The following is a 12672-nucleotide window of genomic DNA, read 5'->3' as shown; positions in this document are numbered from 1 at the left end:
CTTATAAAGAAGGAGCATGACTTCAGAAGCTAGCAAATGATGCCATCTTTTACAGACGCTAAATAAGGAAGGAACTACGCAAGCCTCTAAGATAGGGAGCAGCAATTCATTGGGCAAGCTTTCGATAGATGTCGAAGAGATAGGATGCATTTTATTTCCTTGGGTAGTAATAACTTTTTAAGCATTTTTATTTTTTAAAGACAATATAAAAAATTAAAAAAGCAAGTCAAACGAATTCGTATCCTTATCAATGAAAAACAATTCACAGATAATCTACCTCGCTTTTTTTTCAGATAGATTCACGGAAAGGGGGGAGACCTTCCAAGCATTTAGGAGCAGCCACAGGTTTTGGGGATTAAGTGACGCGGCAATTTTTGTTTGGCTAAAAGAATGAGATTGATTCTTTGCCTTATTTGAGAAAAACGGCTCTTTTGGGTGCCTTGCCTTAATTCTTCTACTGCATGATGGAATACAATACGCCTAGCTTCTTCCTATCAAAAAAAGTTGTTCTCCCAGCTATAACACTCTACAGAAAAAGAGAAAAACTTCTTGTCGTTACAAATGCGTAGGTTAGTTTAAGCTTGCTTAGTTGCGGGAAGGAAAGCGTATTACTTGTTTAAAGATAAGATGGCTAAATTTTTTTTATTTCATTTAGCCCACCCCCATTTAAAAAGTACTTACGGCCATTCTACAATTGAAAACGCTGCCTTATTTTTTCTGCAATATTCTTCAAAGGATTTTCCGCTAATTCAAGCGTTTGCAACTGAGACAGTTGTTCTATTTCTGCAGGAAGGCTGGCGAGCTGGTTTTGGCTTAAGTAAAGCCATGCCAACTGAGACAGTTGCCCAATTTCTGCAGGAAGGCTGGTGAGTTGGTTTTGATTTAAGTCAAGCGCTTCTAGTCGAGACAATTGACCTATTTCTGCAGGAAGACTGGCGAGCTGGTTTTGATTTAAGCAGAAGTATTGCAGCTGAGACAGCTGTCCGATTTCTGCAGGAAGGCTGGTGAGCTGGTTTCGATTTAATTCAAGCCTTTGCAGCTCAGACAGTTTCCCGATTTCTGCAGGCAGGCTGGAGAGCTGGTTTTGATTTAAGTAAAGCGTTCGCAGCTTAAACAATTGCCCGATTTCTTCAGGCAGGCTGGAGAGCTGGTTTTGATTTAATTCAAGCCTTTGCAGCCGAGACAATTGCCCGATTTCTGCAGGCAGGCTGGAGAGCTGGTTTTGATTTAAGTAAAGCTCTTTCAGCTTAGACAGCCGCCCTATTTCTGCAGGAAGACTGGTGAGCTGGTTTTGATTTAAGTCAAGACCTATCAGCTTAGACAGCTGCCCGATTTCTGTAGGCAGAGCGGTAAGCTGGTTTTCTTCTAAGTAAAGCCATGCCAGCTGAGACAGCTGCCCGATTTCTGTAAGAAGGCTGGTGAGCTGGTTTTGATTTAAGTGAAGCCCTTGCAGCTTAGACAGCCGCCCTATTTCTGCAGGAAGACTGGCGAGCTGGTTTTGGCTTAACTTAAGCTCTTGCAGCTGAGACAATTGGCCTATTTCTGGGGGTAAATAAGCCAAGCCTGCTTTAGATAAATCTAGAGCCGTGATGTTTTTACAATTTTCTTCAATCCAATCTCTAAGAAGCTCTCCTTTTTTTTCTAGAGGCAAGTGCTTAATTTCTTCTTGGTTCAAGTATTCTTCCCCACCAGGAAGTTTTTTCCAAAGTAAAAGACGATTAATATTTAAGAGATAAGAAAAGTAATTAGCCAGCGTTAAGCCTTTTTTTTCTTCTGTTTTCCATTTAAATTCTAAAGTTGAAAGAGACTTGGCTAAAGTAAAGATTTGCCTAAAGATTGCATTGACCTTTGCTGCTTCAGAAAGCTTTTCTTCTAGCTTATAAATCCTATTTACAGTAAGAGCCTGCTCGTTAACATTTCCTTGAGGAACATGCACTTTACCTATTTGCTTATAAAGAGAGGGCATGACTTCAGAAACTAGCAGATGATGCCATCTTTTACAAACGCTAAATAAGGAAGGAACTACGCAAGCCTCTAAGATAGGGAGCAGCAATTCATTGGGCAAGCTTTCAATAGATGTCGAAGAGATAGGATGCATTTTATTTTCTTGGGTAATGATGACTTTTTCAGCATTTTTATTATTTAAAGACAATATAAAAAAATTAAAAAAGCAAGTCAAACGAATTCGTATCCTTATCACCCGTGGGCATTGGCTAACTTGTTAAGCAAAGAGCAAGTTACTGTGCCTTGTAGGTGATAGCTAGATATAGAAGGTTTTTGCTCAGCTTTGGGCCGACCAGACGTAGCATGCTTTTGAGTTGCTATCATTTGAGATTCTATAATTTGTATATACTTAAGTTTTTTACAAAATTATCTAATAGACGCTTAGCATCGTTTGGACATGAAAACTCTTGCTGCATGAGCTTAGTAAAGGCTTTAGCTTCTTTTTCACTGTCCTTAAGTTAATGCTTAGATCAAGTACGGTATTCTCTTTGATAGGTCACCTGACTGAAGATGACTACCCATCTTTGTTCAAAGCCTGCATAGCAAGAGGTACTCTCAAAAGCTTGATAGCCTTCTACTATTACTACAGCTTTGTCGTAAGGCACTTCGAATATGAGTTCTTTTACCTCTTTGATTTGCATGGGAACGCATGTGGCAAATAAGCTTTGTTCTCTTTTAAAGACTTGTAAGGGAGCTGGCTATGGAGGAACGTAAATGACTATTTGTGTAAATGGACAAAACGAAAATATCGCAAATACAATAGACACAAGGTCAAGGCATGTCACTATATAGCGCAGATTGCAAAGTCTTCTCCCCATTTATTCGTTCATTGGAAGCTTGTTTATATACCAACGGTTTAGATAATGAGAGCGGGATGAGTCGAGAGGCTCCCGTCCGGCTCTAAGAGGGGGTAGGAGTGAAATTCTCCTGCTCTACTCACTCACCAATTGTTTATCAAGCTTTACGACAAGGGCTTAGAAATTATTACTAGGCTTAGAAAGAATATGAAAAACAAGCTAATTTCACTGGTAGATAAGATTTTATTAAGAAAGAGAGGGGATTGAAAGCGTTAAAAATAAATTGAGAAACTCTTGTCAAATCGAAAATCCTCGGACATCGCAGCCCTTGGAATTTTTTTGCCAATCTAATCAGCGGAATAGTGGCCTATGCTTACGAGCCCTGTAAGCCCCGCATGCAATTTACTCGCACGGAAAAGCAAAAGTTAATGAGTTGGCTTACAGCTTAGGTATAATTGAAGCAGCCTTAGAGGGTTTTCTTATCCGATAACTCGCGTTATTTACTCGCCATCCTAATAGACTTCTTAAGCTTTCTTTCTTAGGAAAAGCTTTAAAGAATCTTTTCCTGCTTAAAAAAAATGCGAAGGATAAGAAGAAGCTGTTTTTGTTTCTCCAATAAGCTCAAATCTTAAAGTATAAAGGTAATTTAGCCAAATACTTCTCCCTACGGAAAGGATTAAAAACACCCACCTACTTTTTTTTGTCCGATTCTAGCTTGCAAAGCTTATGAAGATGCTTAAAGCTAACATTACCTCAGTCTGTGTCTAAGGCTATTCGCCTATTAAGCCTGCCTCTTTTGCCTCTGCCGTGAAAGCCTCTACTTTTAAAAAAGCCCTTCTCGCCTCTCCTGTAATGCTCTTGAGAATCCCTTTTGTATGCCTTAGCATTCTTCCTAATAGTTCCTTTCATAGAAATCTTTGCTCATCTACTATCTTTTGAATAAGAGTGGAAAAAACACCTTTCCTCTGATTTTCATGACCTTATAGCTAGTAAACAGGTTGGTGGATGATCAAATAGCTTAATCAAAAAATTAATTATAAAATTGCATTAAATCAATCGAGACTCTATGATCCTGACTTTTTAGTATGACATAACCCCCTACTCTACATGAAAAAATATTATACCTATCCTAAAGCTTTATCATTAGCTATCTTCATATTAATCTCATGCTTTTGTTACACCTATATAAAAGCTGAACACTCTGTGCCGTCAACACTTCCCTATGGTGGTGATGAAGCATTAGATAATAAGGAAATACCAGCCACTTTGCCGCCTCTGGCTATTTCTCCCCCAGATTCTTCATCTACTCAAGAGAAAAATGAATCGCCAGAAATTGGCCGCTTTTTCTATCCTAAACTTTTTACTTATCCCCAACCTCATACAGCTGATACTCTACCTGAAGGGGCACAGCCTACCGATTCTCTTAACAGAGCCAACCAACCAGTGTCAGAACTATTGCCTACTCTTACCCAGCCTTCAGAAGCTCAACCTGCCTCTTTGCAGCCCCCAACTATTTCTCCAACTCAGCTCTCTACGACTTCTGAATCTTCCTCTTCCCCGCAGGCGCCCAATTCTTCTACAGCTTCTTCGAGTTCTACTCACCTTCCTTCCATGCTTAATCCTACTTCCTCACTAGAACATAAGCCTACGGTTTCCTCGCCAAGCATGGATGTCTCTGCCTCTAATCACTCAGCAGACTTTAGTACTCCTCTTCAACCTCCTCTTACCTCTGATTCCTCGTCACCCCAAACGCCATCCCTATTTCCTTCTTCTTCTGCCCCCTTATTTCAATCCTCAGCGCCTTCCGTGACCAACCAAGATACTGGCACACACTCTTCTTCTCCATCTAACTTTAAGCCTCTTACGGCTAGCCCTGCAAATAGCAATGAACCTCCTAAAACTATCCTTATTAATTTCAATAATGTTGCTATTACAGAATATATTCGTTTCATTAGCCGCATTTCTAATAAGAATTTTGTATTCGATGAAAACGATTTACAATTTACTGTTACAATAGTCTCAGAAGAACCTACCACTATTGATAATATTATGACAGCTCTACTGCAAGAGCTACGTATCCACGACCTAGAATTGATCGAGCAAGAAAACACTATCATTATTCATCGTAATAGTAAAGTTGCCGGTATCTCCAAGGTGGTGACCGAGGATGGGAGTGTCCATCAAAGGCAGAGTTTCGACATTATAACTAAGGTTTTTAGACTAAATACGCTAGAAGCAGAACGTGCTGCCTTGATTTTAAAACCCATGATTTCTGCTAATGCTTTAGTGGAAGTACTTAAAGAAACTAATCACCTAATAATTACAGATCTATCCTCCAATATTAGAGAAATAAGCGCTTTACTTAACAGCTTGGACAGCCCACAAAGTGGACTGGTTATCGGCCAATATGTTGTGCGTTCTCAATCGGCAGACGCACTTATCGCACTGGCAGGACGAATTATCCAACCAATTGCCCAAGATCAAAAAATTAACTTCATCTCTCATAAAGCAGCCAATAGTATTTTTATCGTAGGAAGCCCTTATCTCGTGGAACGCACCCTATCTATTTTAAAATATCTTGATCAGACGGGAGCCACGACACAAATAATTAACCCTAAAGATCTTAATTTTGGTACAAAACAGCAGACAGGTCAATGGATTTTGGACAAAAATGGCAACTGGCAATTTATTCCTGAAGCAGCTGTTAATGGTAGTGGACCCCCTAAAGGTAATTGGAAAATTGATGAACAAGGTAACTGGTACTTTGAGCCCGGTGAGCCTATTCCCAATGGAAAAGGACCTGATGGTAAGTGGGTTTTAGATAAAGATGGTAACTGGGTTTTTCAGCTCAATCCTGGCAAGCCTATTTCACCCCAAAAAGTTCAGCGTAAAGAAAGAATTGATGCTGAACTACCTGTAGGCCACATTGAAAGAACTCAATTTTCTATTTATAAGTTGCAATACCGTAAAGGAGAGCAAATTGCTAAGGCTCTAGCTAGGATTGCTGAAAGCCTCACAGCCTCTGGAGCCGGAACCAATACGGACCTCTTAGCTTCTATTAATAGCGTTCAATGGATTGAATCCTCAAACTCGCTTATATTTACGGGAACAAGCGATGCTATTGATAAGATGAGAGAGCTCTTAGGCGACATTGATGTCCCTCTCCGCCAGGTTCTACTTGAAATGCTTATTTTAGAAACAGACATCACCGATTCCTTAAACTTCTCTACTAATGTAGCTTCCAACTTTGGTGGAGGCAATACTTCTGGTGCGGAAGCTTTCTTATCGGGAGCCTCTACTCTACCGGCTGGGATGGCTTCATCAGGTCTTGGCTTAATTCCTAATGCTGCTGCCCAAGCTACAAGTGTAAGCGGTTTTGTACTAGGAGTTATTGGGCAGACCATCACTCATAATGGAAAAGAATATGCGACCTTAGGAGGCCTTGTAAAAGCTTTAACACAAAGGTCTATGTCACGCATTATCATGAATCCTAAAATTCTTACCGAAGATAACTCACCAGCAGAAGTTTTTGTAGGCCTCAACACGCAGTTTCCTACGCAATCTATTGCTAACAACTTAGGTACTATTTTAACACAGAATTTCGAGTTTCGAGATGTCGGCACTAATTTAAAGGTTACCCCCATCATTGGCAGTAATGATATTGTTACTTTGGAAATTCAAGAAGAAGTTAGCTCCATTGTTTCTGGAGGAATTTCGAGCAGCTCCACTGCAACTAGCCAGATAGTGGGCCCTACTACTAAAATTAACAGGACCACAACAAAAGTACATGTTCCCAATAAGTTTTTCTTAATCTTAAGTGGAATGGTAAGCGATACGGACGAAAGAAACCGTACTCAAGTTCCCTGCTTAGGATCCATTCCTGTTTTAGGAGCAGCTTTTAGTGATAAGCAAGTTAAAAATACAAAGCAAAATTTAATGATTTTTATTCATCCTATCATCTTAGATACTGAAGAAGAAATTGACAACATCACTAGACATCAGCAAAATATCTATCGTGTCAAGAGCCGGCGCCCTAAGGAATGGGTTTGCGAAACTGATGAAGCGATGGATTTCTTTAATATTATTAATACAGAAAATTCGGATGGCAGTGAAGATCGTTACTAATCTATTTTTAGGTTCAATAGGCCTATGCTTAGTAGCTTGCTCTTGTAAAGAAGCTGGTCAACTTGAACCAAATATTCAATTTGCTGCGCCTGTGCATGTTATAGAAAATCTTCCCTCCGCTTTTCCGGATTTAACTTCTGAAGAGCTGCAAGAAGATTGGGCTAAAGAACTTCTTATAGCTAACAAGTTTGCTCGGGAAAATGACCTTTATCGCGCTATTACTAGCTATAAACGTGCTTTGATTCTTATTCCTTCAAGCCAGCTCTATCGAAAACAGCAGATAGAATATGATATTATTTTAAGCTATTATTTAGGTGAAAAATATCAAGAAGCTGTAGAGGCTTTTGAAGCTAGTAGCTTGACTAATATCTCAGCTCAATTTCTAGCTTTTGAGAATCTTCTTCAAATTCTTTATGATGCTTATTCAAGAGCAGGCCAACCAGCTAAAGCTGAAAAAGTTTTTGCTCTCCTTCAAAAAGTTCGCCCTAAAGTCGCAGAGAATCTCCAACATGCTGAAGATGTCATTCATGCCAATTTTTCGGCCCTTCACAGTCCATGCTTAGGCTCTAATGAGAATTTATCCTATTTTCTCACTACTTATAACCAACATGCGAAGTCAGTCAGACATGCTAAGACACTTAATGCTCTGCTTCCTGGAGCGGGTTATTACTATTTAGGACAAAAAAATACAGCTATTACCGCCTTCTTAGTCAATTCGCTTTTTATCGCTACCGCTTACTACTTCTTTGATCATGGGAATTGGGCCGCAGGAGCTATTACTACAAGTCTTGAAATGGGATGGTACATAGGAGGAATTAATGGTGCAGGCCTAGGAGCAAAAGAATTTAATGAACATTTATACAAAACATTAGCTAAAGATTATATGATCAAAAATCATCTCTTTCCGGTATTAACTTTTCAGACTTCCTTCTAAATGCCTATTCGTATAGCCCTCAACCTCTTCACTCTCTTTCCTCTTGTTCTAATCTCATTTTGCCTTAGGGCAGAGCCTTGGGGGAAAGATGCCGATTTAGCCCACCTTAAGCCCGCTTCTTTGCAAGACCAGCCTTATTGCTGTACCACCCCCCTGATGGGCCCTGTCGCCGAAAGCCTCATTGGCTTTCATCAAACAATAATTACACCTATTGATGGCCCTCGCAGTAACTATTTACCTAGCAGCTCACAATATACGCTGGATGCTATGCGCAAGTATGGCTTTTTTGTCGGTTTTAGCATGGGCTGTGATCGGCTAATGCGTGAGAATGATGATCCATGGATTTACTCTAAAGTTACTGACCAGCAAGGCTATCTTTTAAAATACAATCCCGTCCCATAATTTTTTGAAAGCCTCATCTTTCACAAGCCCTTGTTTAATACCCTTTTTGGCAAAGAGCTACACCTATAAGCGGTTATTCGCACTAAAACATTAAAAATGCTATACTCAATGCTTTCAACTTATCAATTTCCCATTAGTATGCTTAATCGCCTTAATCATAGACTTCCTTTAGTGGCCAGCCTGCCTTTTTTAGAGGAGTATAGAAGAATTAATGCTCAGCTAATTTTTTTATTAAACCTTCGTAATAGGACTAGCTATCTACTTTCCCTAGCTGCTACTTCTTCTTTGTTAGGTATTTGATATGCCACTACCTAGTGTTCTTAAACCCTTCCAGGAGAAAGGAGAGAAGCTCTTACAAACAGGAAAGGTTAAAGAAGTAGAGTTTTCAGGAGAAACCTATCAAGTTAAAGTAGTGGATGAAAAAAATCCTCAAGGCGTGTGGTCCTTTCTTCAATTTGATAAAGTCAACCGTTTAAAGGATGCTTTTTGCTCCTGTGAAGAAAGCGAAGATGTGGCCGCTTGCCGCCATTTAGCTGCCGCCTATCTATATATTTTTAACAAGAGCCGCCAACCTCTTCATAAGCGCTTTGAAAAGTCTCTTTGGAATAAGCTGTGTTATCTTTGTGCTGAACAGATGAAATTTGAGGAAGTAAAGTTTAGGCCTTCTTCCAAGGGGATTTACACCATCTATGCCAATCGGCAACAAATTTTTTTAGTCCAAAGCACTACAAAAGCTACTGCCGCTCAATTAAAACATCTACTTTTTAATCGCTATAAAGAAACGGAAGAAACTTCTTTAAAATTTTCCAATCTATCGCCAGAAGAGATTCGTCGTTGGAAAGAAGGTCGTCCCAGTCCTATGCTAAGCTATGCACTCTCTTTTTGGAATGACTTGGCAAAGTGGCTGATGTCTCTGCAAGAAGCTGGGGAAACCTATCAAATAGATTTTAGTTATACGCCCCTAGGTATCCCTAATTACATGAGTGTGAAATTTCCTACTCTCTACTGCAAATTTTATATTCCCCACACGCATTTGCCTTTGATTATCCCTGCTTTAGCTACCGTTCATTCGCCTTTGCGTTTGTATCCACTGAAAGCTGACCCTAATATTAAAATAACTTATGATAAAGCACATGCTTGCTTTCTAATTGACTCGAGTAAAACCCCTCCCCCTATTGCCAGCTCCCCCTCTCTTTCTCAAGGCTTTCAATTAGGAAGTTGGCTACTGGTACCTTTTAAAGGATTTTATCCTTTAGATCCTTTAGGCTTATTAAGCTCTAAAGTGATTAGCCAGGCTCATCTAGCACAAGTACTTGATGAAAATTTAGCTTTCATCAAAGAACATTTACAAGGCTGTATTATTCATGAGGGGATCTTTAAAGCTTCCTATGCGATTGCTTTTGATGAACAGTGGAACCTTCATATTCAGTGTTACGTTCACTGCCCTGGAGACCTTAGCAAGCCTATGTCCCAGCTTTTTGATTCATGGGCTTATCTAGAAGAGGAGGGCTTTTACAAGCTAGAAGGCCTGCGATTTAAAGAAGCGAAAACCCTAGTTCCTGCCGAAAAAGTGGGAGAATTTGTCCAGCAGCATCGTACGTGGCTAAATACTTACAAAGGATTTGAAACACACGTAGCGAGCTTAGAGGCGTTACTAAACTATAAAATGGATATAGAAAAAGGGTTGCTTTCTTTTCAACGTACAGTAGCTACCCAAGAGCAAACTTTGAAAACTAAGGATTTTGGCCCTTGGATTTACATCGAGAGCCAAGGGTTTTATGCTAAAAATACTACGCTTGTAAGCCTTCCCTTGCGCCCTGGGTCTTTCTTAAATCCTGATCAAATTCCTATGTTTATCAGAAATAATCGCGAGGAGCTAAAAGTTATTCCGGGCTTTTTTAGTGAAAAGCAACCTATTGTCCATGCAGGATTAGTAATAAAATTAACTAAAGACGAGCACATCCTTGTTATTCCCACCTTTGATCTATTGTCAGAATACACCCTTAAAGAAGTTTATTTTTTTGACGAATTTACTTATGTAGAGGGAGAAGGCTTTGCTGAACTCCCTTTAACTTGTCGCTTACCCCTAGCTTATCAGAAGGTAGTGGAAATAAAACCTGAGCATCATCTATTTTTTTTAGAGCATGAGCTCAAAAACTTAAAGCCATTTATAAAAAGCCTTGACCCACGCCTTACACCTCCTAAAGAGCTTGAGCTTACCGCAAGCGCTATTTCTAAAGCAGATTTTAATACACGCGGGTGGTACACGGTTAACTTAGAGTACACCTCCGAAGAGGGTGCTGTTCCTATTGCAGAGCTATGGACAGCTTCAAAAAAAAATCAGCGCTTTAAATTTACAGAAGCTGGGTTAATTGATTTTGAAGACAAACGCTATGATTGGTTAAAGCTTCTTGCAAAAAAACGCTTAGATAAACGTCATAATCTCCTAACCCTTTCTACGATTGAACTGATTCGTTTGAATGCCTTAGATCCTATAAAAGAAGGAAAAAAAGAAAAAATTCCAATCACTCCTCTTCTTTCAATCTTTTAAAAGAGCTTATAGAATTTAAAATTCCTGCTGAACCTAATATATTAGGTCTAAGTTGTGGCCTAAGGTCCTATCAACAAAAGGGTCTCCATTGGCTATGGTTTCTTTATCAGCAGGGGCTGTCAGGACTACTTTGCGACGATATGGGACTAGGTAAAACCCACCAAGCGATGGCCCTAATCGCAGCTATTATCAATCATGGCGAAAAGCAAAAACAAAAGGGTAACAGCTATTTTTTAATCATCTGCCCCACCTCGGTCATTTACCATTGGCAGGATAAGCTTGCGCAGTACTTGCCTAACTTACGTGTTTCTACCTTTTATGGCACTCATCGCAGCCTGGATGAATTTCAGGAGCATTATGATATTCTCTTAACTTCTTATGGTGTCTGGCGAATTGAACACCAATTGCTTTCTAAAATATCCTTTGAATTAGCAATTTTTGATGAAATTCAAATTGCAAAAAACTATAGGAGTCGTCTTTACGCCACGTTAGCCCACGTTAATGCCCACATGCGCCTTGGGCTCACAGGTACTCCTATAGAAAATCATCTGCGTGAGTTAAAATCTTTATTTGATTTAGTTTTACCTACTTATATGCCTGGTGAAAAAGATTATCGCGAGTATTTTGTTAAACCTATCGATAAAAAGCAGGATTTAAAGCGTAAAGCTCTCTTATCACGATTGATAAATCCCTTCGTGCTAAGACGGAAGAAAGAAAATGTCCTTAACGATCTACCAGAAAAAACTGAAGAGATCTCCCATTGCGGACTAACAGAATCTCAAGCTATTCTCTACAATAATGTGGTGGAACAATCGCGACAGGTGGTGCTGGATAAACTTACCCATGGAAGTCAGCCTATCCCTTACCTACATATATTTGCTATCCTTTCATATTTAAAACAAATCTGCGACCATCCGGCCTGCTATCTAAAAACCCCCTCTGAATATAAGCTCTACCAAGCTGGTAAATGGGATCTTTTCATCGAGCTATTGAAAGAAGCACGTGAAAGTCACCAGAAAGTTGTGGTATTCTCTCAATATTTGAACATGCTGGATATCATTCAAAAATATCTAGAAGAGCGCCACATTGGCTTTGCTGCCATTCGGGGTTCAACGATTAACCGAGGAGAGCAACTTAAACGCTTTAATGAAGACCCACAGTGTGAAGTTTTTCTAGGTTCTTTGCAAGCTGCGGGATTAGGAGTAGAGCTAACCGCTGCCTCTGTTGTTATCCATTATGATCGCTGGTGGAATGCCGCCCGGGAAAATCAGGCGACAGACCGCGTGCATCGTAGTGGCCAAACTAGAGGAGTTCAAGTTTTCAAATTGGTGACCAAAGGCACTTTTGAAGAAAAAATTGACAAGATGATTACTAGAAAAGGAAAACTCATGGAAGATATTGTAGGAGTGGATGATCATCGGCTTTTAAAACAATTTAACCGTGATGAAATTATAGAGCTTCTTCAAAATGTTAATCCAACCTCTTTGCAAGAAAATTAAATTTCTTCTAAGGAAAAATGCTGAAAAAGTCACCACTACCCAAGGAAATAAAATGCATCCTATCTCTTCGGCATCTATTGAAAGCTTGCCCAATGAATTGCTACTCCCTATCTTAGAGGCTTGCGTAGTTCCTTCCTTATTTAGCGTCTATAAAAGATGGCATCATCTGCTGGCTTCTGAAGCCATGCCCCCTCTTTATAAGCAAATAGGTAAAGTGCATGTTCCTCAAGGAAATGCTAAGGAGCAGGCTCTTATTGTAGATAGGATTTATAAGCTAGAAGAAAAGCTTTCTGAAGCAGCAAAGGTAAATGCAATCTTTAGGCAAATCTTACTTTAGCCAGGTCTCTTTCAACTTTATTA

At 39.7% G+C, this 12672-nt stretch carries 11 protein-coding genes and 1 pseudogene; 9 read left to right on the top strand and 3 right to left on the bottom strand.

Annotated features, from left to right (window positions below; genetic code table 11):
- Window positions 1-688: 688 nt before the first annotated feature.
- The 3 genes from DB41_RS11000 to DB41_RS11780 all read right to left on the bottom strand — a co-directional run bounded on the left by DB41_RS11000 (window position 689) and on the right by DB41_RS11780 (window position 2645).
- A complete protein-coding gene (locus tag DB41_RS11000) occupies window positions 689-2098 on the bottom strand; it encodes a leucine-rich repeat domain-containing protein (RefSeq protein WP_202965127.1) in 1410 nt (469 codons plus the stop codon).
- A gap of 98 nt (window positions 2099-2196) precedes the next feature.
- On the bottom strand, window positions 2197-2328 hold the full coding sequence (locus DB41_RS12605) for a hypothetical protein (RefSeq protein WP_255350943.1): 132 nt from the start codon (window positions 2326-2328) through the stop codon (window positions 2197-2199).
- 146 nt (window positions 2329-2474) lie between these two features.
- Window positions 2475-2645: a hypothetical protein gene (locus DB41_RS11780; RefSeq protein ID WP_155117669.1), complete on the bottom strand. Its 171-nt coding sequence runs from the start codon at window positions 2643-2645 to the stop codon at window positions 2475-2477.
- A 137-nt stretch (window positions 2646-2782) separates the two neighbouring features.
- Here DB41_RS11780 and DB41_RS12600 point away from each other — a divergent pair, with 137 nt between their 5' ends.
- The 9 genes and pseudogenes from DB41_RS12600 (at window position 2783) to DB41_RS09770 (ending at window position 12649) form a co-directional block, all read left to right on the top strand.
- On the top strand, window positions 2783-2908 hold the full coding sequence (locus DB41_RS12600; RefSeq protein WP_255350942.1) for a hypothetical protein: 126 nt from the start codon (window positions 2783-2785) through the stop codon (window positions 2906-2908).
- Between the two features lie 31 nt (window positions 2909-2939).
- Window positions 2940-3068 (top strand): annotated as a pseudogene (locus DB41_RS11470) (transposase); the annotation flags it as partial.
- Between the two features lie 936 nt (window positions 3069-4004).
- On the top strand, window positions 4005-6926 hold the full coding sequence (locus tag DB41_RS09795) for a secretin N-terminal domain-containing protein (RefSeq protein ID WP_162180951.1): 2922 nt from the start codon (window positions 4005-4007) through the stop codon (window positions 6924-6926).
- On the top strand, window positions 6904-7860 hold the full coding sequence (locus DB41_RS09790; protein ID WP_155117668.1) for a tetratricopeptide repeat protein: 957 nt from the start codon (window positions 6904-6906) through the stop codon (window positions 7858-7860). Before DB41_RS09795 ends, DB41_RS09790 begins: the two co-directional genes overlap by 23 nt.
- Window positions 7861-8262 carry a membrane protein insertion efficiency factor YidD gene (gene yidD / locus DB41_RS09785; protein WP_039386778.1) on the top strand — a complete coding sequence of 134 codons (402 nt, stop codon included), beginning with the start codon at window positions 7861-7863 and terminating at the stop codon, window positions 8260-8262. It begins immediately after the preceding gene.
- 96 nt (window positions 8263-8358) lie between these two features.
- Window positions 8359-8562: a hypothetical protein gene (locus DB41_RS09780; protein WP_039386775.1), complete on the top strand. Its 204-nt coding sequence runs from the start codon at window positions 8359-8361 to the stop codon at window positions 8560-8562.
- A gap of 1 nt (window position 8563) precedes the next feature.
- Entirely contained in the window at window positions 8564-10813 is a 2250-nt protein-coding gene (locus tag DB41_RS10995) for an SWIM zinc finger family protein (protein WP_052244116.1), read from the top strand.
- An 8-nt stretch (window positions 10814-10821) separates the two neighbouring features.
- Window positions 10822-12312: a DEAD/DEAH box helicase gene (locus tag DB41_RS10990; protein WP_306459959.1), complete on the top strand. Its 1491-nt coding sequence runs from the start codon at window positions 10822-10824 to the stop codon at window positions 12310-12312.
- A 52-nt stretch (window positions 12313-12364) separates the two neighbouring features.
- Window positions 12365-12649, top strand: coding sequence for a hypothetical protein (locus DB41_RS09770; RefSeq protein WP_155117667.1), 285 nt, complete (start codon window positions 12365-12367; stop codon window positions 12647-12649).
- The last annotated feature ends 23 nt before the right edge of the window (window positions 12650-12672 follow it).

The organism is Neochlamydia sp. TUME1, from assembly GCF_000813645.1.
Classification (GTDB): Bacteria; Chlamydiota; Chlamydiia; order Chlamydiales; family Parachlamydiaceae; genus Neochlamydia.
This window is presented reverse-complemented; position numbering and strand designations above follow the sequence as displayed.